General features: G+C 65.7%; 29 protein-coding genes. 16 read left to right on the top strand and 13 right to left on the bottom strand.

Annotation, left to right across the window (positions count from 1 at the left end; translation table 11 throughout):
• Positions 1–34 precede the first annotated feature (34 nt).
• Genes coaA through hisF form a run of 3 tightly spaced genes read right to left on the bottom strand, consistent with a single transcriptional unit; the run spans position 35 to position 2,149 of the window.
• Positions 35–1,009 carry a type I pantothenate kinase gene (gene coaA / locus AC1DZY_RS12355; RefSeq protein WP_476820406.1) on the bottom strand — a complete coding sequence of 325 codons (975 nt, stop codon included), beginning with the start codon at positions 1,007–1,009 and terminating at the stop codon, positions 35–37.
• A 54-nt stretch (positions 1,010–1,063) separates the two neighbouring features.
• Positions 1,064–1,384 carry a phosphoribosyl-ATP diphosphatase gene (locus AC1DZY_RS12350; RefSeq protein WP_476820405.1) on the bottom strand — a complete coding sequence of 107 codons (321 nt, stop codon included), beginning with the start codon at positions 1,382–1,384 and terminating at the stop codon, positions 1,064–1,066.
• A 3-nt stretch (positions 1,385–1,387) separates the two neighbouring features.
• Positions 1,388–2,149 (bottom strand): imidazole glycerol phosphate synthase subunit HisF, encoded by a 762-nt coding sequence (gene hisF, locus AC1DZY_RS12345; protein WP_476820404.1) that lies wholly within the window; start codon positions 2,147–2,149, stop codon positions 1,388–1,390.
• A gap of 29 nt (positions 2,150–2,178) precedes the next feature.
• Here hisF and AC1DZY_RS12340 point away from each other — a divergent pair, with 29 nt between their 5' ends.
• A complete protein-coding gene (locus tag AC1DZY_RS12340; RefSeq protein ID WP_476820403.1) occupies positions 2,179–2,922 on the top strand; it encodes a DUF3800 domain-containing protein in 744 nt (247 codons plus the stop codon).
• Positions 2,923–3,031: 109 nt separating this feature from the next.
• On the opposite strand, the gene hisA is transcribed toward AC1DZY_RS12340, so the two are convergent.
• From hisA to AC1DZY_RS12315, 5 genes are all read right to left on the bottom strand, one after another.
• A complete protein-coding gene (gene hisA / locus AC1DZY_RS12335) occupies positions 3,032–3,784 on the bottom strand; it encodes a 1-(5-phosphoribosyl)-5-[(5-phosphoribosylamino)methylideneamino]imidazole-4-carboxamide isomerase (RefSeq protein ID WP_476820527.1) in 753 nt (250 codons plus the stop codon).
• Positions 3,772–4,428, bottom strand: a complete 657-nt coding sequence (gene hisH, locus AC1DZY_RS12330; protein ID WP_476820402.1) for an imidazole glycerol phosphate synthase subunit HisH — start codon at positions 4,426–4,428, stop codon at positions 3,772–3,774. Before hisH ends, hisA begins: the two co-directional genes overlap by 13 nt.
• On the bottom strand, positions 4,425–4,910 hold the full coding sequence (locus tag AC1DZY_RS12325) for a DUF2628 domain-containing protein (protein WP_476820401.1): 486 nt from the start codon (positions 4,908–4,910) through the stop codon (positions 4,425–4,427). The genes hisH and AC1DZY_RS12325 overlap by 4 nt, the downstream gene beginning before the upstream one ends.
• A 12-nt stretch (positions 4,911–4,922) precedes the next feature.
• Positions 4,923–5,510 carry an imidazoleglycerol-phosphate dehydratase HisB gene (gene hisB / locus AC1DZY_RS12320; protein WP_476820400.1) on the bottom strand — a complete coding sequence of 196 codons (588 nt, stop codon included), beginning with the start codon at positions 5,508–5,510 and terminating at the stop codon, positions 4,923–4,925.
• Between the two features lie 187 nt (positions 5,511–5,697).
• On the bottom strand, positions 5,698–6,147 hold the full coding sequence (locus tag AC1DZY_RS12315) for a hypothetical protein (RefSeq protein WP_476820399.1): 450 nt from the start codon (positions 6,145–6,147) through the stop codon (positions 5,698–5,700).
• A gap of 43 nt (positions 6,148–6,190) precedes the next feature.
• On the opposite strand from AC1DZY_RS12315, the gene hslV reads away from it, so the two are divergent.
• From hslV to AC1DZY_RS12240, 15 genes are all read left to right on the top strand, one after another.
• The gene (gene hslV, locus AC1DZY_RS12310) at positions 6,191–6,757 is read left to right on the top strand and encodes an ATP-dependent protease subunit HslV (RefSeq protein ID WP_476820398.1); all 567 of its coding nucleotides are present in this window, start codon (positions 6,191–6,193) and stop codon (positions 6,755–6,757) included.
• On the top strand, positions 6,757–7,764 hold the full coding sequence (locus tag AC1DZY_RS12305; RefSeq protein ID WP_476820397.1) for a hypothetical protein: 1,008 nt from the start codon (positions 6,757–6,759) through the stop codon (positions 7,762–7,764). Before hslV ends, AC1DZY_RS12305 begins: the two co-directional genes overlap by 1 nt.
• A 56-nt stretch (positions 7,765–7,820) precedes the next feature.
• On the top strand, positions 7,821–9,131 hold the full coding sequence (gene hslU / locus AC1DZY_RS12300; protein ID WP_476820396.1) for an ATP-dependent protease ATPase subunit HslU: 1,311 nt from the start codon (positions 7,821–7,823) through the stop codon (positions 9,129–9,131).
• A 69-nt stretch (positions 9,132–9,200) separates the two neighbouring features.
• A complete protein-coding gene (locus tag AC1DZY_RS12295; protein ID WP_476820395.1) occupies positions 9,201–9,455 on the top strand; it encodes a ribbon-helix-helix domain-containing protein in 255 nt (84 codons plus the stop codon).
• Positions 9,456–9,461: 6 nt separating this feature from the next.
• A complete protein-coding gene (locus AC1DZY_RS12290) occupies positions 9,462–9,776 on the top strand; it encodes a type II toxin-antitoxin system RelE/ParE family toxin (RefSeq protein ID WP_476820394.1) in 315 nt (104 codons plus the stop codon).
• A gap of 34 nt (positions 9,777–9,810) precedes the next feature.
• The gene (gene murJ / locus AC1DZY_RS12285) at positions 9,811–11,361 is read left to right on the top strand and encodes a murein biosynthesis integral membrane protein MurJ (RefSeq protein ID WP_476820393.1); all 1,551 of its coding nucleotides are present in this window, start codon (positions 9,811–9,813) and stop codon (positions 11,359–11,361) included.
• Positions 11,362–11,410: 49 nt separating this feature from the next.
• Entirely contained in the window at positions 11,411–12,460 is a 1,050-nt protein-coding gene (gene trpS / locus AC1DZY_RS12280; RefSeq protein WP_476820392.1) for a tryptophan--tRNA ligase, read from the top strand.
• Positions 12,461–12,559: 99 nt separating this feature from the next.
• Entirely contained in the window at positions 12,560–13,054 is a 495-nt protein-coding gene (locus AC1DZY_RS12275; RefSeq protein WP_476820391.1) for a universal stress protein, read from the top strand.
• 211 nt (positions 13,055–13,265) lie between these two features.
• Positions 13,266–13,826, top strand: a complete 561-nt coding sequence (locus tag AC1DZY_RS12270; protein WP_476820390.1) for a NifU family protein — start codon at positions 13,266–13,268, stop codon at positions 13,824–13,826.
• Positions 13,827–14,013: 187 nt separating this feature from the next.
• A complete protein-coding gene (gene tsaB, locus AC1DZY_RS12265) occupies positions 14,014–14,697 on the top strand; it encodes a tRNA (adenosine(37)-N6)-threonylcarbamoyltransferase complex dimerization subunit type 1 TsaB (protein ID WP_476820389.1) in 684 nt (227 codons plus the stop codon).
• 75 nt (positions 14,698–14,772) lie between these two features.
• A complete protein-coding gene (locus tag AC1DZY_RS12260; protein WP_476820388.1) occupies positions 14,773–15,270 on the top strand; it encodes a GNAT family N-acetyltransferase in 498 nt (165 codons plus the stop codon).
• Between the two features lie 84 nt (positions 15,271–15,354).
• Positions 15,355–16,158, top strand: a complete 804-nt coding sequence (olsA, locus tag AC1DZY_RS12255) for a lyso-ornithine lipid O-acyltransferase (RefSeq protein ID WP_476820387.1) — start codon at positions 15,355–15,357, stop codon at positions 16,156–16,158.
• Between the two features lie 204 nt (positions 16,159–16,362).
• Positions 16,363–16,632, top strand: coding sequence for a 30S ribosomal protein S15 (rpsO, locus tag AC1DZY_RS12250; RefSeq protein WP_476820386.1), 270 nt, complete (start codon positions 16,363–16,365; stop codon positions 16,630–16,632).
• Positions 16,633–16,971: 339 nt separating this feature from the next.
• Positions 16,972–19,140, top strand: a complete 2,169-nt coding sequence (gene pnp / locus AC1DZY_RS12245; protein WP_476820385.1) for a polyribonucleotide nucleotidyltransferase — start codon at positions 16,972–16,974, stop codon at positions 19,138–19,140.
• Between the two features lie 386 nt (positions 19,141–19,526).
• A complete protein-coding gene (locus tag AC1DZY_RS12240; RefSeq protein WP_476820384.1) occupies positions 19,527–20,213 on the top strand; it encodes a pyridoxamine 5'-phosphate oxidase family protein in 687 nt (228 codons plus the stop codon).
• Between the two features lie 109 nt (positions 20,214–20,322).
• On the opposite strand, the gene AC1DZY_RS12235 is transcribed toward AC1DZY_RS12240, so the two are convergent.
• From AC1DZY_RS12235 to AC1DZY_RS12215, 5 genes are all read right to left on the bottom strand, one after another.
• Complete coding sequence (locus AC1DZY_RS12235; RefSeq protein WP_476820383.1) at positions 20,323–21,321, bottom strand: adenosine kinase; 999 nt, start codon at positions 21,319–21,321, stop codon at positions 20,323–20,325.
• Between the two features lie 68 nt (positions 21,322–21,389).
• Positions 21,390–21,776 carry a helix-turn-helix domain-containing protein gene (locus AC1DZY_RS12230; protein WP_476820382.1) on the bottom strand — a complete coding sequence of 129 codons (387 nt, stop codon included), beginning with the start codon at positions 21,774–21,776 and terminating at the stop codon, positions 21,390–21,392.
• On the bottom strand, positions 21,773–22,336 hold the full coding sequence (locus AC1DZY_RS12225) for a Smr/MutS family protein (RefSeq protein ID WP_476820381.1): 564 nt from the start codon (positions 22,334–22,336) through the stop codon (positions 21,773–21,775). The genes AC1DZY_RS12230 and AC1DZY_RS12225 overlap by 4 nt, the downstream gene beginning before the upstream one ends.
• A 2-nt stretch (positions 22,337–22,338) precedes the next feature.
• On the bottom strand, positions 22,339–23,508 hold the full coding sequence (gene mltA, locus AC1DZY_RS12220; protein WP_476820380.1) for a murein transglycosylase A: 1,170 nt from the start codon (positions 23,506–23,508) through the stop codon (positions 22,339–22,341).
• Positions 23,505–24,239 carry a Tim44/TimA family putative adaptor protein gene (locus tag AC1DZY_RS12215; RefSeq protein WP_476820379.1) on the bottom strand — a complete coding sequence of 245 codons (735 nt, stop codon included), beginning with the start codon at positions 24,237–24,239 and terminating at the stop codon, positions 23,505–23,507. Before AC1DZY_RS12215 ends, mltA begins: the two co-directional genes overlap by 4 nt.
• Between the last annotated feature and the right edge of the window lie 114 nt (positions 24,240–24,353).

Raw genomic sequence — 24,353 nt, 5'->3', positions numbered from 1 at the left:
GGAAACTGGTGTTCGGACGACATCACGCCATCGCCTAAAGCCGCCGCAGCGCGACCTGCTGGATGCGGTGGCTGGCGCCCTTGGTCAGGATCAGGCTGGCGCGCTGGCGGGTCGGCAGGATGTTCTCCTGCAGATTGGGCAGGTTGATGCCGGACCAGAGGTTTTCGGCGATGGACAAAGCCTCGTCCTCGGCGATCTCGGCGTATTTGCGGAAGAACGAACGCGGATCGCGGAAGGCGGTCTGACGCAACGTCATGAAGCGGTTGACGTACCAGCGATGCAGATCGTTCTCGTCGGCGTCGAGATAGACCGAGAAGTCGAAATAGTCGGAGACGAAGGGGATCACCGTGCCGTCCCTGGGCATGCGGCTGGGCTGCAGCACGTTCAGCCCTTCTAGGATCAGGATATCGGGCCGCTCGACCGTGACCTCGCCGCCGGGCACCACGTCATAGACCAGATGCGAATAGACCGGCGCCGAGACCGAGGGCTTGCCCGCCTTGACGTCTGAGAGAAAGCGCAGGAGCGCCGAGCCGTCATAGCTTTCGGGAAAGCCCTTGCGCTGCATCAGTCCGCGCCGCTCGAGCTCGGCATTGGGCAGGAGAAAGCCGTCAGTGGTGACGAGCTCGACTTTCGGCGTGTTGGGCCAGCGCGAAAGCAAGGCCTTGAGTACGCGCGCCGTGGTCGACTTGCCGACCGCGACCGAACCGGCGACGCCGATGATATAGGGAACCTTGACCTGCGCCTCCGCCAATAGAAAACGCTGCGTCGCCTTGAACAGCCCTTGCGTGGCCGCAACATAAAGCGAGAGCAGGCGCGACAGGGGCAGATAGATCGCCACGATCTCGTCGAGCGAGATCGGGTCGTTGATCGACTGCAGCTTGGTGAGATCGTCGACCGAGAGCGTCAGCGGCGTGTCGGCGCGCAGATGCGCCCACTCGTCGCGCGAGAATGTGCGGTAGGGCGAGCCGAGATCGGGGTCGGCCGGGGCGGGGATCAGACGCTGGTCCATGAGGCGACCCGCATTCCAGGCTTCGAGGTTCAACGCAGGACTAGCCTCGACTTCTCAACGGGGTCGCGCGGCCTTCTCGGCGAGGCCGGAGCGCGCCGTGCGGGCCTCAAGCTGGCTCAAGACGTCTCGCAATGCAACATCGCGCGACAAAAGCACGACTAACAGATGATATAGCAGATCGGCGCTCTCGGCGATCAGCTCGTCACGATCCCCCTTAACCGCGGCGATGACGGCCTCGACCGCCTCCTCGCCGAGCTTTTTAGCAGCACGCTCGGGACCGGCGGCGAGGAGCTTGGCCGTCCAGGATTCCTCGGGCGAGGCCTTGGCGCGCTCGGCGATGCGGGCTTCGAGATCGGCGAGGGTGAAATCCGTCATCGCTCAATCCAGCCGCATGGCGAGGCCCGCCGCCGCCATATGCGCCTTGGCCTGTCCGATCGTGTAGGTGCCGAAATGGAAGATCGAGGCCGCCAGCACCGCCGAGGCATGGCCCTCGCGCACGCCATTGACGAGATCGTCGAGGCCGCCGACGCCGCCCGAGGCGATGACCGGCACCGAGACAGCATCCGCGATCGCGCAGGTCAGGCCGAGATCGTAGCCAACCTTGGTGCCGTCGCGGTCCATCGAGGTCAACAGAAGCTCGCCGGCGCCGAGCGAGACGACCTCGCGGGCGAAGGCGACAGCTTCGAGCCCGGTGGCGTTACGCCCGCCATGCGTGAAGATTTCCCAGCGGCCGGGCGAGACCTGCTTGGCGTCGATGGCGACGGTGATGCACTGGGCTCCGAACTTTTCCGCGGCCTCCCTGACGAACTGCCGGTTGGTCACGGCCGCCGTATTGATCGAAACCTTGTCGGCGCCCGCCAGCAGCAGGCCCCGGATGTCCTCGACCTTGCGCACGCCGCCGCCGACGGTGAGCGGCATGAAGCAGGCCTCGGCCGTGCGCGTGACCACGTCGAACAAGATGCCGCGATCCTCGTGGCTGGCGGTGATGTCGAGGAAGCAGAGCTCGTCGGCGCCGGCCGCGTCATAGGCCTTGGCGGCCTCCACGGGATCACCGGCATCGACGAGATCGAGGAATTTCACGCCCTTGACGACGCGGCCGTCCTTGACGTCGAGGCAGGGTATGATGCGTATCTTTAACATGCTCGCTCACCGCTAACAGCCCCGCGCCCATGCCAGCTTTCTCGGATTATGTCATCTATGTCGACGAGAGCGGCGACCACGATCTAACGTCCGTCGCGCAAAGCTATCCGGTTTTTGTTCTCGCGTTCTGCATTTTCAGGAAGGCAGACTACATCCAGATCGTTGTGCCCCAAATCCAGGATTTCAAGTTCCGTTGGTTTGGCCACGACAATATCGTCTTGCACGAACACGAAATCCGCAAGCAACGCCCTCCGTTCAAATTCCTGCAGAACGAGGCGCGACGAGCACTTTTTATGGGCGAGCTTACCGAGATTCTCGAAGCATGCCCGACCACCGTTATTGCTTCTGTTATCGATAAGCCTCGCCTCGCCCGGCGTTACGCCGAGCCGGACAATCCTTATCATATCGCGATGCAGTTCTGCATGGAGCGCACACATCGCTTCTTGGCCGAGCTAGGCCAAATCGGTCGCCTGACGACGGTGATGTTCGAAAAGAGGGGCGACAAGGAAGATGCGAAGCTTGAACTTGAGTTCAGGCGCATCAAGGATGGAGCTAATTTCAGAGGTGCCGCAATGGTGGAACTCGATATTCGTATGGTCGACAAAAAGGCGAATTCCTCAGGACTCCAGATAGCGGATCTCTTTGCCCGCCCGATCGGGATCAAGACATTACGTCCTGATCAGCCGAACCGGGCTTATGAAATCATCCAGACAAAATTCAGAAGAAGTCCGGCAGGAGAGATTCGCGGGTACGGCCTGAAGCTGTTCCCATAAGCGAAAGGCCCCGGTCGAAACCGAGGCCTAGCGCCGACCGAGAACAACCCCCAGTCCATTTAAGCAAGAAATAGCACCCCAAGCCCAAATAATCAAGAAATATCTTGACTCACCCGCCAATTCGAGTCCGCTCGCTGAGTCTTGCCAGTGCCTCGCCTGCGTCGATCCGCCCGTCATACAGCGCGCGCCCGGTGATCGCGCCCTCCAGGATCGCGGCATCGGGCGCGCAGAGCCGCTCGATATCGGCCATCGAGGCCAGGCCGCCCGAGGCGATGACGGGAATCGTCAGCGCATTGGCCAGCGCGATCGTGCCGTCCCAGTTGACGCCCTGCAGCATGCCGTCGCGCGCGATATCGGTGTAGACGATCGCCGCGACGCCGGCATCCTCGAACCGGCGGCCAAGTTCGTCCGCTGCCAGCGCCGAGGTTTCGGCCCAGCCCTCGACCGCCACATAGCCGTCGCGCGCGTCGATGCCGACCGCGACCTGACCCGGAAACGCCTTGGCCGCCTCACGCACGAAGCCGGGATCGCGCACGGCGGCCGTGCCAATGATGACGCGCCTGACCCCCTTGGAGATCCAGCCCTCGACGGTGGCCATGTCGCGGATGCCGCCGCCGAGCTGCACCGGAAAGGCGACGCCGGCCAGAATCGACTCGACGGCTGACGCATTCATCGGCTTGCCGGCAAAGGCGCCGTCGAGATCGACGACATGCAGCCAGTGGAAGCCCTGAGCCTCGAAGGCGGCCGCTTGCGCGGCGGGATCGTCGTTGAACACGGTCGCCCGACCCATGTCGCCCTGCTTCAGGCGCACGCACTGGCCGTTCTTGAGATCGATGGCGGGGAAGAGGATCACGGTGTCCAGCCCAGAAAATTGGCGATCAGCCGGAGGCCGAGCTTCTGGCTCTTTTCGGGGTGGAACTGCGTGCCGGCGATGTTGCCGCGCGCCACCATCGCCGTGACCGGCCCGCCATGGTCGGTCAGCGCCAAAGTATCCTGCGCCTGCTCCGGCACGAGCGCATAGGAATGGACGAAATAGGCGTGCAATCCGTCGGGACCGGTCTCGATGCCGTCGAGCAGAGCGTGCTCGTCCTGCTTGTGCAGGACGTTCCAGCCCATATGCGGAATCTTGAGGTTTTCGCCCTCGGGTACGATCAGCGCGACGTCGCCGGGAATCCAGCCGAGCCCCTGCGTCACCGTATATTCCAGCCCGCGCGAGGCCAGAAGCTGCATGCCGACGCAGATGCCGAGGAAGGGCCGCTGTTTCTCGCGCACGACCTCTTCCAGCGCCTCGACCATGCCGGGCACCGCATCGAGCCCGCGCCGGCAATCGGCGAAGGCGCCGACGCCGGGCAGTACGATGCGGTCGGCGGCGCGGACCTCCGCCGTGTCGCTGGTGACGCGGATCGTCGAACTGAGCCCGGATTCGGCGGCGGCACGCTCGAAGGCCTTCGCAGCCGAGTGGAGGTTGCCCGAGCCGTAATCGATGATGGCGACGCTCTGGCTCATCGCCCCTGCGCCTCGGGAAAGAGCCCGATCACCGGCACCGAACCCGCCGGCAGGGGCCGGCCGGCCGGCAAGGGGGCAAGGCGCGACGGCGGGACGTCGCCCGCCAGCGCGCGCTCGAAATAGCGTCGCTCGGCCTCGGGCAGATCGCGCGCCTCGACCACATCGGCCAGACGCCAGCCCTGCCGCGCCAGCTTGCGGACGATCAGGTTCTGGCCTTCAAGCCCGAGGAAGATGCCGAGCGCCCAATGGGCCAGCAGCAGCGCCCCGCCGCCAAGCCCGAAGCGGTTTTGCGCATAGAACAGCCCGCCCCAGATCAATCCGAGGATCAGGCTCGCCAGCCAGAGCCGTTTGCCCAGGAGCCAGAGCGGGCCGAAGACGAAGGCCGGCCAGGCGAAGCTCTCCGGCAGCAGGCGCGCCTGCTCGATCTCCTCGCGCGGCCCGCCGGAGCCCGGCGGCGGGATCATCACGGTGTAGAATGCCATGCTTTTGGCCCCTCAGAGCGCGCCCTTGGTCGAGGGCACGCGGCCGCCCTCGCGCGGATCGACTTCGAGCGCGATACGAAGCGCCCGCGCCAACCCCTTGAAACAGCTTTCGGCGATGTGGTGGGCATTGTCGCCATAGAGCGTCTCGACATGCAGGGTGATGCCGGCGTTCATCGCGAAGGCCTGGAAGAACTCGCGCACCAATTCGGTGTCGAAGGTTCCGATCTTCTGCGCCTCGAAACGGGTGCGGAAGACGAGAAAGGGCCGGCCGGAGACATCGACCGCGACGCGCGTCAGCGTCTCGTCCATCGGAAGATGCACGTCGGCATAGCGGCGGATGCCCTTCTTGTCGCCGAGCGCCTGCTTCAACGCCTCGCCGAGCGCGATGCCGGCATCCTCGACCGAATGGTGGTCGTCGATATGGGTGTCGCCCTTGACCTTGACGATGGCGTCGATCAGCGAATGGCGGGCGAACAGATCGAGCATATGGTCGAAGAAGCCGACGCCGGTCGAAATCTCGGCCTTGCCCGTGCCGTCGAGCCCGAGCTTCACCGAAATATCGGTCTCGTTGGTGCGGCGCTTCACTTCGCCAGAACGCATGACGGCCTCTGTGCCAGAGCGGATTTGGCGTGGCTTTAGCAGGAGGTTGGCGGGAAGGCCAATGCGATCGCTTGGCCACTGCGTCATGCTCGCCCTTGTGGCGAGCATCCACGTCTTGCGCGTAGCGCTCGACGCAGGAAGGCGTGGATGGTCGGGACAAGCCCGACCATGACGGAGTGTGCCGGGGCTAGCCTTCCGGAGGCGGCCCGAACCGCGCCAGAAATGCCTGCGCGCGCGGCGTCGCGTCATGCAGGAACTGGCCGGGCTCGCGCAGCCAGAGACCGTCATAGGTCTTCGATTTCGCCTCCGAGACCAGCACGTCCCGCGGCAGCGGCACGAGCGTGCCGTCCCAGCCCGGCCACCAGAGCCGGCCCTTGGCCCAGTGATGCGCGACCAGGGCCCGCTCGCAGTGATAACCGTGAAAATCGAAGGCCGTCTCGCCATTCGTGACGAAGACATGGTTTCCCGTGAAACCCGCAGCCGGCCTGATCCAGACCGCGCGGAAACCACGATCGGGATAGGCCTCCAGAAACGCATGAGCGAGGATGTGGCAGGCGCCGCAGGCGAAGAAGACGCGCTCGGAGAGATTCCAGCGTTTGACCGGATCGCTCTTGATACCGGGCTTCAGCCTGAACATGTTGGCGGCTCCCGCTAATTCCTCGACCCGAGCCCGAATCGACATGTCCGAGACTAGCAACGCCCCGGTGATGCACGCGACCACGATCCTGATGGTGCGCAAGGGCGGCAAGGTCGTCATCGGCGGCGACGGGCAGGTCTCGCTCGGCCAGACCATCATGAAGGGCAATGCCCGGAAGGTTCGCCGGCTCGCCAAGGGCGCGGTGATCGCGGGCTTCGCCGGCGCCACCGCCGACGCTTTTACGCTGTTCGAGCGTCTGGAGAGCAAGCTCGAGCAATATCCGACCCAACTCCTGCGGGCCTGCGTCGAACTCGCCAAGGACTGGCGTACCGACCGCTATCTGCGCCGGCTCGAGGCGATGCTGCTCGTCGCCGACAAGGAGGTTTCGCTGCTGATTTCGGGTACCGGCGACGTGCTGGAGCCGGAATCCAGCGAGCACGGCTCGGTCATGGCGATCGGCTCGGGCGGCAATTACGCGCTTTCGGCCGCTCGCGCGCTGATCGATGTCGAGGCCGACCCGGAGGCGATCGTGCGCAAGGCGATGAAGATCGCCGGCGACATCTGCGTCTACACCAACCACAGCCTCGTCATCGAGACGCTGGAGGCGTGATGTTCGAGGATATTCGCTCCGTGGCCGCAGTCGCGCGCGCCGAGCGGATCGTAGATGATAAATTTCGTTCGCTTCCGAAAGCTCGGGAGTGGACCATAACGGTCGTTTTCGGCTTCCTTCTGCTCAGTCTCGCTTTCCAGCTTCAGCAGGATGGCCCAATGGTTCTGGGCATTGGACTGGCCAGCGTCAGCTGGATACTGGCCGAAGTTACGACACGCCTTCTGAGACTGGGTTTGCCGAGCATCCCTCTGCTTGGGGGCTTTTTCGTCGGTAGCCAATTTATCAGCCTTGCAACGCTCAACGAAGGTGTAACGCGGCTAACCGAGCAGCGCGTCGTACTTGCATCGGGAATCGACAACTATGTGGCGCTGAACGTCGCGAGCGTGATGCTGCCGACCGTGATTTTCCTCGCTCTGCACTACTGGCGCTTTCGCGTGCCGCTGACAGTCGCTCTAGGCACCGCCTATCTGATGCTGGGAACGCTCTGCCTTTGCCTGTTCTTCTTCAAAGGCGCTTTCGTCGCGTGGATGGAGCCGCTCTTTTGGGCCAGTGGCATCGCGGTCCTTGGCCTCGCGATCCGCTTCGATCTATCGGATCGGCTTCGGGAAACAACACGAAGCGAGATCGCATTCTGGCTTTACATCCTGGCCGGATTCACAATTCTGCATCCGATTTTGGATGAGTTCCGCAATGCGGCGTCGGTGCCTGCATTAGCAACGCAGGCATGCCTGCTGGTCCTGCTCGTGGCGCTTGCCGTTTGTGCCCTTGCAGTTGATCGACGGATACTGATCTCGGGTGGCCTGTTCTATTCCGGGCTGTCTCTAGCCCATATGGTTTTCAAATCCGGAATCCCCGGCTTCGGCATCCCGCTTGTTCTGCTGATCACGGCCTTCTGCATGCTCGGCTTAGCGCTCTATTGGCCCTCCCTTCGTCGCTGGCTTGTTCTTAGATTGCCATTCCGCAGTTTGCGGGACAGGCTTCCCCCCTTAGATCCCGAGCTGGCGTAAAGCATTGCTCTCGGCCGCCCGACACCTATCACCTTCCAGAAACTGTGACTGAACGAATGACCTCCTTCTCCCCCCGCGAGATCGTCTCCGAACTCGACCGTTTCATCGTCGGCCAGAACGACGCCAAGCGCGCCGTCGCCATCGCGCTGCGCAACCGCTGGCGACGGCAGCAGCTCGAAGGGCCGTTGCGCGAGGAGGTCTCGCCGAAGAACATTTTGATGATCGGGCCGACCGGCTGCGGCAAGACCGAGATCGCGCGGCGGCTGGCAAAGCTGGCGAACGCTCCCTTCCTCAAGGTCGAGGCGACGAAATTCACCGAGGTCGGCTATGTCGGCCGCGACGTCGAATCGATCGTGCGCGATCTCGTCGAGGTCGCGATCGGGCTTACGCGCGAAAGCCGGCGCAAGGACGTGCAGGCAAAAGCCCATGTCGCCGCCGAGGAGCGCGTGCTCGACGCGCTGGTCGGCGCGACGGCTTCGCCCGGCACGCGCGACTCGTTTCGGCGCAAACTCCGCGCCAACGAGCTCGACGAGAAGGAGATCGAGGTCGAGATCGCCTCGGGCGGCGGCTCATCAGCGCCGATGTTCGAGGTGCCCGGCATGCCCGGCGCTTCGATCGGCGCGATCAATCTCGGCGACATGTTCGGCAAGGCTTTTGGCCAGAAGGGCAAGCCGCGGCGCGTGCTGGTCAAGGATGCCTATGGCCCGCTGCTGACCGAGGAGAGCGACAAGCTGATCGACCAGGACGCGATCGTGCAGGCCGCAATCCGCGAGGTCGAGGAGAACGGCATCGTCTTCCTCGACGAAATCGACAAGATCTGCGCCCGCGAGGGCAAGGGCGGCGCGGACGTGTCTCGCGAGGGCGTGCAACGCGACCTGCTGCCGCTGATCGAGGGCACCACGGTGGCGACCAAGCATGGCGCGGTGAAGAGCGACCATATCCTGTTCATCGCGTCGGGCGCGTTCCATGTCTCGCGCCCGTCCGACCTGCTGCCGGAGCTTCAGGGCCGTTTGCCGATCCGGGTCGAATTGCAGCCGCTCGACGTCGAGGATTTCAAGCGCATCCTGACCGAGACCGAAGCCAGCCTGATCAAGCAGACAGTGGCGCTGATGGCCACCGAGGAGGTCGCGGTCACCTTCACGCCAGACGCGATCGACGCCATCGCGCGCATCGCGGTGGATGTGAACTCGACTGTCGAGAACATCGGCGCGCGCCGCCTGCAGACGGTGATCGAACGCATCCTCGACGACATATCCTTCACCGCGCCCGACCGCTCCGGCGAGGCGGTGACGATCGACGCGGCCTATGTCGAGGCGCGCATCGGCGACCTCGCCAAGAACGCCGATCTGAGCCGGTTCATCCTATAGGTCGTCTGACCTCATTGCTCGTCTTCAAATTCTACATATATTGAAGACGCAGCATCCGGAGAATGAGCGATGGCCCGCACGACCACGATGACGGTAAGGCTCAGCGGGCCGCTCCGTGATTTCGTTTCCGCGAGTGTCGGAGAAGAGGGCGAATACGAGAACGTCAGCGAGTATCTGCGCGACCTTGTTCGACGCGACAAGCAGCGCATCGAGCAGGAAAAATTCGAGCGCTTGAGGGCGGAACTCGCTCATGCCTTTGCCGCGCCGGATGACGATTATCTGCCTTTGACGGCGGCCGAGGTCATCGCTCGAAACAAGACCTGATCCGATATGGCTGCCATCCGCGTCCAGAGGGCGGCGTCCCATCGCCTCGACGAGATCTACCGCTCCACGGGGGATCGATGGGGCGTGGAGCAGGCCGACCGCTACGTCGGTGGTTTGTTCGAGACATTCGGTCGAATCGAGGCGCACGCCGTTTTATCGCGTCCTGTCCCCGCCGCTTTCGGCGTCGATGGCTATGTTTGCCGATATGAGCGGCATTTCGTCTATTGGCGCAGGCTGGCGAACGGGGATATCGGCATCGTGACGATCCTGCATGAACGCATGCACCAGATCGAACGCTTCCGCGAGGATTTCGGCCGTTGAGCGACCGACCAAAGCTGCGCCGGTGAGTCCGCACGTGTCGCAACCCTCCCGCCTCGCCCGCGACTCCGCCATCGTCGGGGCGGCGACGATGCTGTCGCGGCTGCTTGGCTTCGCGCGCGACGTGCTGATCGCGCGCCTGCTTGGGGCGGGGCCGGTGGCGGATGCCTTCCTTGCCGCGCTGCGGCTGCCCAATCTGGTCCGGCGCGTGCTCGGAGAGGGCGGGCTGAATGCGCCGTTCGTGCCGCTCTATCTCGCGGTCAAAAGCGAGCAGGGCGGCCAGGTGGCGCAGCGCTTCGCCGGAGAAGCCGCGACGCATCTTGGCCTGCTGCTGCTGGCGATTGTCGGGCTCGGCGAATTGTTCGCGCCGTGGGTCGTGCTGGGGCTCGCCGGTGGCTTTGCAGGCGAGCCGGAGACCTTGGCGCTGGCGGCCCAGTACACAAGGCTGATGCTGCCCTTCCTGTTGCTGACGACGCTGGCCGCCATGCTGGCGGCGTTGCTCAATGCCGAGAAGGATTTCGCGCTGGCGGCGCTCGCGCCCGCGCTGATGAACCTGATCCTGGTCGGTTGCTTGTTCGCCATGCTGGCCGGTGGCAGCGAACCCGCGCCGGCGGCGCGATGGCTTGCCGGTCTGGTCAGCCTGACCGGCCTCGCCCATCTCGCGCTCATCCTGCTGGCGCTGCGCCGGATCGGCGTTCCGCGCCCGAGCCTGCGCTGGTCGCCGGAGATGGGCCGACTCCTGTCGACCGGCGGCGCGACGCTGCTGGCGGCCTCAGCCGCTCAGCTCGTGCTGCTGGTCGCGACGCAGATCGCCTCTTTCGAGCCCGGCGCTGTTTCGGCGCTGTATTATGCCGACCGCGTCTTCCAGCTACCCCTCGGCTTCGTCGGCGTCGCGATGGGCACCGTCGTACTGTCGGAGATGGCCGGCGCGGCCGCGACAGACGATCCCGATGCCGGGCTCGGACAGGCTTTGGCGCTGGGTCTGGCGCTGGCCATTCCCGCTGCCGCCGCGCTGTTCGTGCTGGCCGAGCCGATCGTCTCCGTGCTGTTCGAGCATGGCCGCTTCGGCGCGGAGGATCGCGAGCGCACGGCGACGGCGCTTGCAGGCTTTTCTCTGGGCCTGCCCTTCGCCGTCGCGGCCAAGGTTTTCGGACAGGTCTATTTCGCGCGCAGAACGCCGCGCCTGCCGCTGCTGGCGGGCGTTCTGGCGGTCGCTGTTGCCATTCTGGCGGGGCTGGCGGCGGTACGCACTGGTACAGCGGCAGGGATGGCGGCCCTGGCGGCGAGCCTTGCCTTTATGGTCCAGGCGACAGTGCTGGCCGCCGCCCTGATCCGCGACGGGCTGTGGAAGCCGCGTTTCGTCACCCTGCGCCCGGTCATCGCGGTCGTCTGCGCCAGCGCTACGATGCTGCTCGCGCTGCTTCTGGCTCGGGGCGTCATGGCCCCGGCCCTTGCACCGCAGGAACCGGCGCTCTGGCGCATCGGCGCGTTGGCGGCCTTGTGCGCGGGCGGAGCGGGCGTCTATGGCGCGGCCGGCTGGCTTCTGGGCGCGTTCGGGCCCCGGCCCTTGCGCAAGCCGCGGGCATGAGCCAGAACGCGCCTCCTTTTCCTCTCGTTCGTGACGACGGAGCGCCCCGATGACGGGTTTTCACCAGCGCGTCTTCTCCGGCATGCAGCCGACCTCGACGCTGCATCTCGGCAATTATCTGGGCGCGCTGACCAACTGGGTCGCGATGCAGGAGACGCATGACTGCATCTATTGCGTCGTCGACATGCACGCGATCACCGTCTGGCAGGACCCGACCGACCTGACGCGGGCGATCCGCGAGGTCACGGCGGCCTATGTCGCAGCCGGCATCGACACGAAGCGCAGCATCATCTTCAACCAGAGCCAGGTGCATCAGCACGCCGAACTCGCCTGGGTGTTCAACTGCGTCGCCCGCCTCGGCTGGCTCAACCGCATGACCCAGTTCAAGGAGAAGGCCGGCAAGGACCGCGAGAACGCCTCGATCGGGCTCTATGCCTATCCGGCGCTGATGGCGGCCGACATCCTGCTCTACAAAGGCACGCATGTGCCTGTCGGAGAGGACCAGAAGCAGCATCTCGAACTGGCGCGCGACATCGCGCAGAAGTTCAACAACGACTTTTCCGGCCAGATCGCGGAAAAGGGCCTTGGAACTGGTAATCTCGGCTTCTTCCCGCAGCCGGAGCCGATGATCCAGGGCCCGGCGCCGCGTGTGATGAGCCTGCGCGACGGCACCAAGAAGATGTCGAAATCCGACCCTTCCGATTATTCGCGCATCAACCTGACCGATGACGCCGAGACCATCGCCACCAAGGTGCGCAAGGCCAAGACCGACCCGGAGGCGCTGCCCTCCGAGGAGAAGGGGCTGGAGGGCCGTCCCGAGGCGGAAAACCTCGTCGGCATCTATGCCGGGCTGAGTGGCGCGACGAAGGCCTCGGTGCTGTCCGAATTCGGCGGCGGCCAGTTCTCCGGCTTCAAGGCGGCGCTGGTCGATCTGGCCGTGGCGAAGCTTGCGCCCATCGCCGGCGAAATGCGCCGGCTGCTCGCCGATGTCAGCCATATCGACGCGATTCTCGCCGATGGGGCCGGGCGCGCGCAGGCTATCGCGGCGCCGATCATGAACGACGTCAAGGACATCGTCGGTTTCGTCCGGCGCGGCTGATCTCCGCTTCGGGTGGGCTTGCTTTTCAGGGTGGGCTTGCGCTGACGTTGCGGCGCAGGTCACCATGCTTCTTCCTGGAAGCGGCGACAGGCAGAGCTCATGGTCAAGCGACGGCGGTCCTATGAAACGGGCCATCGCCCGAAATTCCTTGCGGTGGTCGACGACAGCGACGAATGCGCCAAGGCGGTTCGCTTCGCGGCGAGGCGTTGCGCCCGCGTCGGCGCGTCGATCGTGCTGCTCGGCGTGATCACGCCGCCCGAGCACGAGACCTGGCTCGGCGTCGGCGAGGTCATGCAGGCCGAAGCCGAAGCCGAAGCCGAGAAGCTGATCGACGAGGCCGCGGCCTCGGTCAGGGCGCTCGCCGGGCTCGAACCCGAGAAGATCGTGCGCACCGGAGTCAAGGCCGACGAGCTCGTCAAGCTGATCGAGGCCGACGAGGACATCTCCCTGCTTGTGCTGGCCGCCGGCACCAGCCGCGACGGGCCAGGCCCGCTCGTCAGCGCGCTGCTCGGCAAATCGGCGGGAACCTTCCCCATCCCGGTCGCGATCGTGCCGGCGCATCTGGAAGACGAGGAGATCGACGCGCTGGCGTGAGCCACACCGTGATGCTCGCCCTTGCGGCGAGCATCCACGCCTCGACCACAGGTCTCGCCCGGCAAAGACGTGGATGGTCGGGACAAGCCCGGCCATGACGGACAGGACGAGGCGCACTGGCGAGTTCTTCCCGCTGGAATCATTCCAGCGACGCGCCTATATCGGGAGCAGGAACGGCGGCCTTGACCCGCCGGCGCCGGAGGATTTTGCCATGTTTATCCAGACCGAAGCCACGCCCAACCCAGCCACCCTGAAATTCCTGCCCGGACGCACCGTGATGCCGGACGGCACGCTCGAACTGCGCGAGCCAGAGCAGGCGCAGCGTTCGCCGCTGGCCCAGCGCCTGTTCGGCGTCTCCGGCGTCTCCGGCGTCTTCCTCGGCTATGATTTCATCACCGTAACCAAGTCGGACGGTGAATGGCCCCATCTCAAGCCCGCGATCCTCGGCGCGATCATGGAGCATTTCATGTCCGGCGCGCCCGTCCTCTCGGACGGCTCGCAGGCCGATGTCATCGAGGAGGGTGAGTTCTTCGCTCCCGAGGACGCGCAGACCGTCGAGACCATCAAGGATCTGCTCGAAACCCGCATCCGCCCGGCGGTTGCCGGCGATGGCGGCGACATCACCTTCCGCGGCTTCAAGGATGGCACCGTCTATCTCGCGATGAAGGGCTCCTGCTCGGGCTGCCCGTCCTCGACCGCGACGCTGAAGCACGGCATCCAGAACCTGCTGCGCCACTTCCTGCCGGATGTGCGCGAGGTCGAGGCGGTCTGAACGGTCCCCTTTTTGGGCATTTCTCGCACTCTATCCACGCCGTCATTCCGGGCGCGGCGAAGCGAAGACCCGGAATCCATCGTAGAGCACGGCGCTTTGCGATGGATTCCGGATCGGCGCGGCCTCGCCGCTTGTCCGGAATGACGGCGCGTTTCATTTTGCTTCCGACACAACGGGTCCGACCCTGATGCGTATCCTCGCGATCGACACCGCGCTTGGCGCCTGTTCCGCCTGCGTACTCGACGCAGGCGAGGCGCAGCCGCTGGCTGGCGAGCAGACCGCCATGGATCGCGGCCACGCCGAGGCGCTGATGCCGATGATCGAGCGGGTGATGAACGCGGTCGAGGGCGGGTTTTCGTCGCTCGACCGGGTCGCGGTGACTGTCGGGCCCGGCAGCTATACCGGGCTTCGCGTCGGGATCAGCGCTGCCCGCGCGATCGCGCTCGCGGCCGGGATTCCGGCGATCGGCGTGACAACGCTGGCGGCAAGCGCCGCCCCTCTCGTCGGCCGCGAGCCCGGACGCGTGATCGCGGTCGCGCTCGACGCAAGGCATGGCCAGGTCTGGTTCCAGGCGATGAGTTCGCAGGGCAAGCCGCTGGTCTCGGTGCGGCAGGTCAACCACCGTGACGCCGCGCGCGCCATCGGGGCCGGGCCGGTCAGCATCGTGGGGTCGGCGGCGCTTGCCGTCGCCAACGAGGCCTGGGCGATCGGGCTCGACGCGCTGGTTCTCGACGAGAGCCGCGCACCGGACGTGGCGTGGGTGGCGCGTCTGGGCCTGATCGCCGACCCGGAGGCCGCGCCGCCGCGCCCGCTCTACCTGAAGGCGCCGGAGACGACGCCGCAGGATCGGGCGAGGCTGCCCAGACGCTGAAACAGCTTTCGCACTGAACCCCGGTTTCACGCCGATTTCGGCTTGCCTGCAAGCGACTATGTGCCATCAAGCGCCATGAACTGGTTGCGCCGCCTGCTCAGACCCGAATCAGCACCGGCGCGCACCGGCCGCCTCGACGTGACCCATGCCCGCCATGTCGCGGCGCTGCATCATCAGGGCGGCTTCGCGCGTGGCTGGGAGCCCGGCGAATGCGCGGCGCTGATCGCCGATCCCGGAAACGTCACCCAGGGCGTATTTCCTGGCAACGCCCCCCACCCGGCCGGTTTCGTGATCTCGCGCAAGGCGGCCGACGAGGCCGAAATCCTCAGCATCGTGGTGGCCAGCGGCCGGCGCGGCGACGGTCTCGGTCGGGCGCTGCTGCAGTCCCATCTCGGCACGCTCGCGGGCGGCGGCACGCGCCATGTCTATCTCGAAGTCGAGGAGGGCAATGTCGCGGCGCAGCGGCTCTACCGGCATTTCGGCTTCGAGGAGGTCGGGCGTCGCAAAGGCTACTATCCCAAGGCAGACGGCAGCCGCAGCGGGGCGGTGACGATGCGGCTCGATCTCGCGTGACAGCGGCAAACGGCGCGTTCATGAAACCGGCCCAGCCGCCACGGCGTAACCACCGCAAGAGCCCATGACCGGATCAAAGCGCGCATGAACGGCCTTCGTCCCGGCGCGATCCTTCGGCTGATCGCCCTGGCGCTGTGCACGCTCGTCCTGCTGCCGCTGCAGCTTCTGGCGATGCGGCTCGGACCCGGGCGCGGCGCCTTCATCCCGAGACTGTACCACCGCATCATCTGCCGCTGCATGGGCGTGCGCTGCACCGTCATAGGCGAGCCGCCACCGCCCGGTGCGGGCGGGCTGATCGTCTCCAATCATGTCTCCTGGCTCGATATCGCCGTGATCGGGGCGCAGCGCCCGCTCGCCTTCGTCGCCAAGAGCGAGGTGGCGGACTGGCCGGTGATCGGCCTGCTCGCAAAGCTGCAGCGCACGGTCTTCATCGACCGGATGCGGCGCTCCGCCACCGCCGAAGTCGCGACGCAGATGGGTGAGCGGCTCATGGCGGGCGAAGCGATCGTGCTCTTCGCCGAAGGCACGACCGGCGACGGCACGCGCATCCTGCCGCTAAAATCCTCGCTGCTGGGCGCTGCGCATGAAGCGCTGGGCAAGCGTGACGACACCGATATCCCGGTCTATCCGCTGGCGATCACCTATACCGGCTTTCACGGCATGGCGGGCGGGCGGACCGAGCGCACCATGCTGGCCTGGTATGGCGACGAGGAGCTCGCGCCCCATCTCAAGGCGATGCTCGATTCCGGCGCGATCGATGTCGAGCTCGCCTGGGGGGCGCCGATCGGCATGGGCCGGAAGACCTCGCGCAAGGAAGCGACGCGGCTGGCCGAAATCGCGATCCGACAGGCGCGGCAGGAGGCGGTGACCGGGCGGCGAGTGGGCTGATCCGCGAGCCGTCTCTCCGGCCTGTATCGAGACGCGCCAAGCGCGCTGGCGTTTCCGACGGTTTCGTGTATATCCCGCCTCAACCGGCGCAAATGCCGGCTGCGCAACCCCTCCCCGATGAGGCGGCTTGCGGGCTTCGGACCCTGCTGGACGACATCCCGGCTGCGGCCCGCCAGATCAACATCCAACCGAAGGATTTTCACGATGTCGATTACTGCCGAGCGCAAAACCGCGCTCATGAAAGAACACGCCACCAAGCTCAACGACACCGGCTCGCCGGAAGTCCAGGTCGCGATCCTGACGGAGCGCATCAACAACCTGACCGGCCACTTCAAGTCGCATGTCAAGGACAACCACTCGCGTCGCGGCCTGCTCAAGATGGTTTCCCAGCGCCGTTCGCTGCTCGACTATCTCAAGAGCAAGAGCGAGCAGCGCTACAGGACCCTGATCGAGAAGCTCGGCATCCGTCGCTGATCGACCAAACGACCGTTTCACGCCCGGTGCGACCTCGCTCCGGGCGGTTTTGCAAGACCTGAAGTCAAAACCAAATTCGGGACTGGCCGCAATGGGGCGGCGCGTTCCGATGTCAGCGCGGGGCCCGCATGGGGCGGCCTCCCCGCATGACCCGCCGGGCGTCCTTCAACGCCCATGGCAGGATTGCCAAGCGCTCGGGCAGCATTGTCTGGGCCATGATCCGACGGAAAACCGATTTCCACTTTTCCGGATCATGGCTTTCGCACCGAGCTCTTCGTCGTCTTGCCTATGGGCCGCAGAGGCACCGGACGGGTCGCATCCGATCCGAAAGACAAATCCATGTTCGATGTACAGACCGAAGAACTGATCTGGGGCGGGCGCAAGCTCGTGCTCGAAACCGGTAAGATCGCCCGCCAGGCCGACGCCGCCGTGCTCGCCACCTATGGCGAGACCGTCGTGCTCGCGACCGTCGTCTCCGCCAAGTCGCCCAAGGCCGGGATCGATTTCTTCCCGCTGACCGTGAACTACCAGGAAAAGACCTTCGCCGCCGGCCGTATTCCCGGCGGCTATTTCAAGCGCGAGGGACGCCCGACCGAGAAGGAGACGCTGGTCTCGCGCCTGATCGACCGGCCGATCCGCCCGCTCTTCGTCGAGGGCTACCGCAACGAGACGCAGGTCGTCTGCACCGTGCTGCAGCATGACCTCGAGAATGATCCCGACATCGTCGCGATGGTCGCGACCTCGGCTGCCCTGACCCTGTCGGGCGTGCCCTTCATGGGCCCGATCGGGGCTGCCCGCGTCGGCTATTTCGACGGCGCCTACAAGCTCAATCCGCTGGTCGACGAGATCAAGGAATCGCAGCTCGATCTCGTCGTCGCCGGCACCCCCGACGCCGTGCTGATGGTCGAGTCGGAAGCCAAGCAGCTCTCCGAGGAGATCATGCTCGGGGCCGTGATGTTCGGCCACAAGCACTTCCAGCCGGTGATCGACGCGATCATCCGCCTGGCCGAGAAGGCCGCCAAGGAGCCGCGCGACTACACCCCGGCCGACAACTCCGTCGTGCTCGAGGCCGTTCTCAAGCTGGTCGACAAGGACATCCGCGCCGCCTACCAGATCCGCACCAAGGCCGAGCGCTACAAGGCGCTGGACGCCGCCAAGGCCAAGGTCGCGGTGCTGATCTCGGACACGCCTGACGGCAAGAAGACCTTCACCAAGGAGCAGGTCGGCGGCCAGTTCAAGGAGGCGCAGGCCAAGGTCGTGCGCTGGATGATCCTCGACGATGGCGTCCGCATCGACGGCCGCGACCTCAAGACGGTCCGCAAGATCGTCTCGGAAGCCGGCATCCTGCCGCGCACCCACGGCTCGGCGCTGTTCACCCGCGGCGAGACGCAGGCGCTGGTCGTGACCACGCTGGGCACCGGCGACGACGAGCAGTACATCGACTCGCTGGAAGGCACCTACAAGGAGACCTTCCTGCTGCACTACAACTTCCCCCCCTATTCGGTGGGTGAAGCGGGCCGCATGGGTTCGCCCGGCCGTCGCGAAATCGGCCATGGCAAGCTCGCCTGGCGCGCGATCCGGCCGATGCTGCCGGCGAAGTCGGAATTCCCCTATACCATCCGCGTCGTCTCGGAGATCACCGAGTCGAACGGCTCCTCCTCGATGGCCACCGTCTGCGGCACCTCGCTGGCGCTGATGGATGCCGGCGTGCCGCTGAAGGCGCCGGTCGCGGGTATCGCGATGGGCCTGATCCTGGAAGGAAAGCGCTTCGCCGTGCTCTCCGACATCCTGGGTGACGAGGACCATCTCGGCGACATGGACTTCAAGGTCGCGGGCACCGCCGAAGGCATCACCTCGCTGCAGATGGACATCAAGATCGCCGGCATCACCGAGGAGATCATGAAGGTCGCCCTCGACCAGGCCAAGGGCGGTCGCGACTATATTCTGGTCGAGATGAACAAGGCGCTCTCGGTCTCGCGCGGCCAGCTCGGCGAATATGCCCCGCGCATCGAGACGATGAAGATCCCGGTCGACAAGATCCGCGAAGTCATCGGCTCCGGCGGCAAGGTCATCCGCGAAATCGTCGAGAAGACCGGCGCCAAGGTCAACATCGAGGATGACGGCACCATCAAGATCGCCTCGGCCGACGGCAAATCGATCGAAGCGGCGATCAAGTGGATCAAGTCGATCGTCTCCGAAGCCGAGCCGGGCATGATCTATGACGGCACGATCGTGAAGATCATGGAGTTCGGCGCCTTCGTGAACTTCTTCGGCGCCAAGGATGGTCTCGTCCACATCTCCGAACTCGCCGCCGCCCGGGTCCAGAAGGTCTCGGACGTCGTCAAGGAAGGCGACAAGGTCAAGGTCAAGTTCCTCGGCCAGGACGAGCGCGGCAAGATCCGCCTCTCGATGAAGGTCGTCGACCAGACGACCGGCGAGGACCTGACCGAGAAGCTCAAGGCCCAGCGCGACGCCGACAAGACCCGCGAGCGCCAGTCGGCCGAGTAATCTGCCGGCATGTGCGGCTGGCGAATGTGAGGCTTGCGAATGTGAGCCCCGGCTTCACGTGAAACATTGAAACGCCCCGCATCGCAGGATGCGGGGCGTTTTTTTCTGAGCGTTTCCGCCAACGATGTGACGCGTCGCTCCGCTCGGACGCCTGCCGTCATTCCTGGCGAAGCGAAGCGGGGACCGGGGAATCCATCATAGAGCGGCGGTCGCGCCTTATGATGGATTCCGGATCGGCGCGGTTTCGCCGTCTGTCCGGACTGACGCGCGTTCGGGAGAGGCGAGGAACTGCCAGAAATGACAAACGCATGGCTTTGTCACAGATATGGGTAGCGCTGTCGGCTCCGTAGGAATAGTCTAGACTTATACCGACCGGAGTTTTCGCCGTGACCGGATACGCCATCACCTCGCTCGACGACCTCGCGGCGCTCTACCCCAACGCCGCCGCGCCGGCTTCGCTCGCCAAGGAGATCGATCATGTCGACGCGAACTATGCGGCGCTGATTGCGGCGTCGCCGTTTTTCGTGCTCGCGACCAATGGTCCCGACGGTCTGGATTGCTCACCGCGTGGGGATCAGCCGGGCTTCGTCACGGTCCGGGACGCGAAAACGCTGCTCATTCCCGACCGAAAAGGCAATAACCGTCTGGATTCGTTGAAGAATATCCTGTTCGACGCGCGAATCGGAATGCTCTTCCTGGTGCCGGGTTACGGCGAGACGCTGCGCGTCAATGGAACAGCCGAGATTTCCTGCGATCCTGAGTTGTGCGCGACGTTTTCGGTGGCCGGAAGGCCGCCGGCCTGCGTCATCGTGGTTCATGTCGAGAGCGTATACTTCCAGTGCTCGCGCGCGGTGGTCAGGGCCGACCTCTGGAACGCCGGCCGGCATGTCGCCAAGGCGGATCTGCCCAGCCCCGGCACGATCCTGCGCGACATCACGGCGCGCGACGCTAATGTCGAGACGTTCGACGGCGCCGCTTACGACAAGGCTGCCGGAGCGGGTCAGGGCAACGCTGTATTGAGGGGATTACTTCCTTCTCCCCTCGGGGCAGAAGGTGGCATGGCGAAGCCATGACGGATGAGGGCAGCGCCGACTGAAAACAAGAAAGGGCCGCTATCGCGACCCTTCCCTCATCCGTCTCACTGCGTTCGACACCTTCTCCCCCGAGGGGAGAAGGAACAACTCACAGCAACCCGTTATTCCCCGCCAGCACCTTCAGGTTCACATCCGGGCGCGCGCCGACATGGCTGATGATCTCGGCCGCGGCGAGCGCGCCGAGCCGCAGGCAATCGCGAACCTCGCGGTTCGAGGTCAGGCCGAAGAGGAAGCCCGCCGCGAAGAGGTCGCCCGCGCCGGTCGCGTCGACCACACGATCGATCGGAAACACCGGCTCCTCGACGATGCCGTCGGGCGTCACGGCCAGCGCGCCCTTTTCCGAACGCGTCACCACAGCAAGGATGTTCTCGGCCCGCAGCGCCGCCAGCGCATCGTCGAAGGCAGCGGCCTGATACAGGCTCTTCAGCTCATGCTCGTTGGCGAAGACGATGTCGACCATGCGGTTGCGGACCAGGCCGAGGAACTCGTCGCGATAGCGGTCGACGCAGAAGGAGTCCGACAGCGTGATCGCGACCTTGCCGCCGGCCTTGTGGGCGATCTCCGAAGCTTTGCGGAAAGCGTCCTTGGCGGCCGGGGGATCCCAGAGATAGCCTTCGAGATAGACGATGTCGGCGTTCTCGACAGCCCTGGCGTCGACATCGGCCACGGTCAGCCCCTGGCAGGCACCGAGATAGGTGTTCATCGTGCGCTCGCCATCGGGGGTGACGATGATGAAGGAGCGCGCGGTGGCCGGCCCATCGGTCGCAGCAGCCGTGTCGAAGGCGACGCCCAGCGAGGCCAGATCGTGCCGATAGAGCTTGCCGAGTTCGTCGGCCTTGACCTTGCCGATGAAGGCGCCTTTGCCCCCGAAGGAAGCGAGGCCGGCGATGGTGTTGGCGGCCGAACCGCCGGAGATGATTTTGGCCGGACCCATGGCGGCGTAGAGCGCCTCGGCGCGCTCCTCGTCGATCAGCGCCATCGAGCCCTTGGCGAGCGAAAAGCGCTGGAGAAAATCCTCCTCCGCCGTGGCGATGACATCGACGATGGCGTTGCCGAGGGCGAGGACGTCGGTGCGCGCATTGCTCATGAGGCGAAGATCCGGATGTTGTTCTGACAGGAGGCTCGGCGCGCGTGTCGCATCCGCAAACCGTGGGGTCAAGCGGACTTGGCTGCGGTAGCCCGGCGCGTGGCCGCCTCGTCCAGCACGGTGGCGAGGCTGGCGAGTTCGTCCGGCTCCAGCGTGGCGATATCGCGGGCGAGGCGGTTGGCGAACAGGGTCGCGGCCGGCTCGAGGCCCGCCGTGTCGACCGTGACGCGCGGATGCGAGAGATCGGCCAGGCGCACGAGTTCGTCCGCTTCGTCCCAGATCACGCCCAGCACGTGAATGGCGCCCTGGATCAGGGTGAAGGTCGGGCGGCCGCGCTTGCCGTGCTCCAGCGCCGACAGATAGGCCGGGGTGACTCCGAGTCCGTCGGCCATCTCCGCCAGCGTGACGCCGCGCTGCGCCCGCAACTCCCGGACGCGATGTCCGAACGGCGTCACAGGCCGGCCTCGCGGGTGCGGCGCAGGCGGATATAGAGCGCGCCCGAGCCGCCATGGCGCTGCTCGGCCTCCTCGAAGCCGACGACGAGCGGGCGCAGATCGGGCAGCCGCAGCCAGTGCGGCACCATCCTACGCAATACGCCGCGCTCATCACCGAACAGGCTGTCGCCGGCCGCGCCCTTGCCGGTGACGACGAGGGCAAGCTTGGTGCCGCGCGCCTGCTCGCGGCGCAGGAATCCGCGCAAGGCGAGATGGGCCTCGTCCTGGCGCATGCCGTGCAGATCGATCACGGCCTCGACCGATTGCTGYCCGCGTCTCAGCTGCGTGCGCAGGCGGCGCTCCAGCGGCGCCAATGGAGGCGGGGTGGGCTTGTAGGCTGCCGCCTTGGCGATGACGACCAACGCCATCCCCGCCGGCTCCGGAGTCACAGGAGCTATTTTCTCCGGTGACGGCTCAGGCTCGACCGGTGGACGCCCCGGCAAGGGCGTCACCGAACGCGCCACCTCGCGCCAGAGCGCGATGTCGGCCGGCGTCAGGATCTTGCCCCGCCGCGCGCGCATGGTCAGCGCGGCCAGAGTACGGTGAAATCGAAGGGATGGCGCACGAGCCCGGCGCGATGGCCGGCCGCTGCACCCGAGCCGATGAAGAGATCGACCCGCGCAGCCCCCAGAATGGCCGAGCCGGTGTCCTGCGCGATCATCAACCGTGCCAGCCGCTCCATGCCCCCGACGCCATCCGGCACGGTCGCATCGATCCATGCGGGCATGCCATAGGGCCAGACCGTACGGTCGATGGCGAGGCTACGCAGCGGCGTCAGGGTTAGTCCCGCACCACCGATCGGCCCGGCGTCCGCCGGCAGGTCGTCGCGTCTGGCGAAGAAGACGAAGGAGCGGTTGAGGCGGATCAGGTCGCGGGCGAAGCCGGCATCGGCCTTCAGGCGCGCAATCAGTAGGTCCATCGTCATCTGCTGCGGCGGAATGGACTCGCGTTCGCTCAGGACGCGGCCGAGCGAGGTATAGGCGTGGCCGTTGCGGCCGGAATAGACCAGCCGCGTCACCGAACCGTCGGGCAGGCGAATGCGGCCGGAGCCCTGAACCTGCAGCACGAAGCGATCGACGGGATCGCGCATCCAAAGGATTTCGAGGTTCTGCCCGTCGAGCGCGCCGGTCTCGATCGCGGTGCGGTCCGGGAAGGGCTCGAGGCCGCCCGCGGTTCGCCTGGCGGCAGAAAGGGACGCGTCCATGCCCGGCCAGTCGTCACCGGGCATGCGCGTCACCAGATCGGCGGGGCGGTCGTAGAGCGGCGTCGGGAATGCGTCCGACTGCGTCAGCGAACCCTCGAACTCCGGCTCGAAATACGCGGTCATGAAGCCGGTGTCGCTGGCGGCGGGGCGAATACGCCAGAATGAGAAGCTGTCCTCGAAGAAGCGCCGGGCCGTGTCCCGACCAAGCTGCCCAGCCTTTTGCAGCGTGCGCGCGCGCTCGCAGATACGCAGAAGCGCATCGGGCGTCGGTACGGATGCGCGCAAGGGTGGGTTGGTCAGGCAGCCGCGCGCGAAGATCTCGAAAGCGATCAGGTGGTCGTCGGCCGCCCAGCCCGGCAAAGCCTCTGGAGCGATGGTGTCAGCCCTCACACCCGGCGGCAGCGGCGGCGATTGAGCCAGGCTCGGGCTCATGGCCGCGACACAGGCAGCAAGATGGAACGCCAGCACGACACCGGCGCGTCCGATCACGCCGCGGATTCGGTGGCGACCAGCAGCCAGTTCGGATCGCGGCTGCCGAGCTGGCGCGAGAAGGTCCAGATGTCGTTGACCTCGGAGACCGCCTCGGCGCTGCCGTCGACGACGACGCCCTGCGCATCGCGCACGACGCTGATCAGCTGCGAGACGAAGGCGATCGTGACCTGACCTGTCTTGCCCTTGACGTCCACGGCGGTGATCTCGGCCTTGTCGATCGAGACAAAAGACGACTCGGCCTTCTCGCCGCGCTTCTCGCGATCGGTGATCGCCTGCTCGAAGCCGTCATAGACCTCCTTGGCGAGCAGGCCCTTCAGCACCTTGAGGTCGCCACGCGCGAACGCCGTGACGATGGTCTCGTAGGCCGCCTTCGCGCCGCCGAGGAAGTCGCGAGGATCGAAGGACGATTCCTGACGGATGATCGCGTCGATCCCGCCGATAATCGGAGAATCCGGCGGGGCGATATCCTTCCAGCGATCGGCGGCGGGAGCCGCGCTCACCGCAGGGTCATTGGCGGCGCCGGGCAGGCGGATGACGTTGTCGCGCTTGGCCTCGCCGGCCGGTGACGCCTGGTCGGGCCGCATCGGCGGGGCTTCACGGCGCGCGAAGGGGTCGGCCGGCGGCTGTTCCTGGCCGGTTTTCTGACCGAGGACCGAGCGCAGCTTCCACGCGACGAAAACGGCAAGAGCCAGAAAGACGATCGTCGTCATGTCGAAGGAATTTTGCATCGAAACCTGATCCGAAGCTCCAGTGACCATTGTGCATCGGCTTGTCCCCGCAAGGTTTTCAGCCGCCGCGCCTTATATGGTGATCTAGGCTCGTAACATCCACCCCTGCACTTG

This window comes from Allobosea sp. P2_A10, from assembly GCF_056405115.1.
This window is presented reverse-complemented; position numbering and strand designations above follow the sequence as displayed.

What these genes read in the sequence shown, in the direction of transcription:
- olsA (WP_476820387.1), top strand. Translation starts at nt 15,355, where the DNA reads ATGAACGGCCTTCGTCCCGGCGCGATCCTTCGGCTGATCGCCCTGGCG.
- AC1DZY_RS12260 (WP_476820388.1), top strand. Translation starts at nt 14,773, where the DNA reads ATGAACTGGTTGCGCCGCCTGCTCAGACCCGAATCAGCACCGGCGCGC.
- AC1DZY_RS12275 (WP_476820391.1), top strand. Translation starts at nt 12,560, where the DNA reads ATGGTCAAGCGACGGCGGTCCTATGAAACGGGCCATCGCCCGAAATTC.
- AC1DZY_RS12340 (WP_476820403.1), top strand. Translation starts at nt 2,179, where the DNA reads ATGCCAGCTTTCTCGGATTATGTCATCTATGTCGACGAGAGCGGCGAC.
- AC1DZY_RS12215 (WP_476820379.1), bottom strand. Translation starts at nt 24,239, where the DNA reads ATGCAAAATTCCTTCGACATGACGACGATCGTCTTTCTGGCTCTTGCC.
- hisB (WP_476820400.1), bottom strand. Translation starts at nt 5,510, where the DNA reads ATGCGTTCTGGCGAAGTGAAGCGCCGCACCAACGAGACCGATATTTCG.
- coaA (WP_476820406.1), bottom strand. Translation starts at nt 1,009, where the DNA reads ATGGACCAGCGTCTGATCCCCGCCCCGGCCGACCCCGATCTCGGCTCG.
- AC1DZY_RS12325 (WP_476820401.1), bottom strand. Translation starts at nt 4,910, where the DNA reads ATGGCATTCTACACCGTGATGATCCCGCCGCCGGGCTCCGGCGGGCCG.
- AC1DZY_RS12315 (WP_476820399.1), bottom strand. Translation starts at nt 6,147, where the DNA reads ATGTTCAGGCTGAAGCCCGGTATCAAGAGCGATCCGGTCAAACGCTGG.
- tsaB (WP_476820389.1), top strand. Translation starts at nt 14,014, where the DNA reads ATGCGTATCCTCGCGATCGACACCGCGCTTGGCGCCTGTTCCGCCTGC.
- trpS (WP_476820392.1), top strand. Translation starts at nt 11,411, where the DNA reads ATGACGGGTTTTCACCAGCGCGTCTTCTCCGGCATGCAGCCGACCTCG.
- hisF (WP_476820404.1), bottom strand. Translation starts at nt 2,149, where the DNA reads ATGTTAAAGATACGCATCATACCCTGCCTCGACGTCAAGGACGGCCGC.
- AC1DZY_RS12305 (WP_476820397.1), top strand. Translation starts at nt 6,757, where the DNA reads ATGTTCGAGGATATTCGCTCCGTGGCCGCAGTCGCGCGCGCCGAGCGG.
- hslV (WP_476820398.1), top strand. Translation starts at nt 6,191, where the DNA reads ATGTCCGAGACTAGCAACGCCCCGGTGATGCACGCGACCACGATCCTG.
- hisH (WP_476820402.1), bottom strand. Translation starts at nt 4,428, where the DNA reads ATGAGCCAGAGCGTCGCCATCATCGATTACGGCTCGGGCAACCTCCAC.
- AC1DZY_RS12350 (WP_476820405.1), bottom strand. Translation starts at nt 1,384, where the DNA reads ATGACGGATTTCACCCTCGCCGATCTCGAAGCCCGCATCGCCGAGCGC.
- hslU (WP_476820396.1), top strand. Translation starts at nt 7,821, where the DNA reads ATGACCTCCTTCTCCCCCCGCGAGATCGTCTCCGAACTCGACCGTTTC.
- AC1DZY_RS12235 (WP_476820383.1), bottom strand. Translation starts at nt 21,321, where the DNA reads ATGAGCAATGCGCGCACCGACGTCCTCGCCCTCGGCAACGCCATCGTC.
- rpsO (WP_476820386.1), top strand. Translation starts at nt 16,363, where the DNA reads ATGTCGATTACTGCCGAGCGCAAAACCGCGCTCATGAAAGAACACGCC.
- pnp (WP_476820385.1), top strand. Translation starts at nt 16,972, where the DNA reads ATGTTCGATGTACAGACCGAAGAACTGATCTGGGGCGGGCGCAAGCTC.
- AC1DZY_RS12270 (WP_476820390.1), top strand. Translation starts at nt 13,266, where the DNA reads ATGTTTATCCAGACCGAAGCCACGCCCAACCCAGCCACCCTGAAATTC.
- AC1DZY_RS12295 (WP_476820395.1), top strand. Translation starts at nt 9,201, where the DNA reads ATGGCCCGCACGACCACGATGACGGTAAGGCTCAGCGGGCCGCTCCGT.
- AC1DZY_RS12290 (WP_476820394.1), top strand. Translation starts at nt 9,462, where the DNA reads ATGGCTGCCATCCGCGTCCAGAGGGCGGCGTCCCATCGCCTCGACGAG.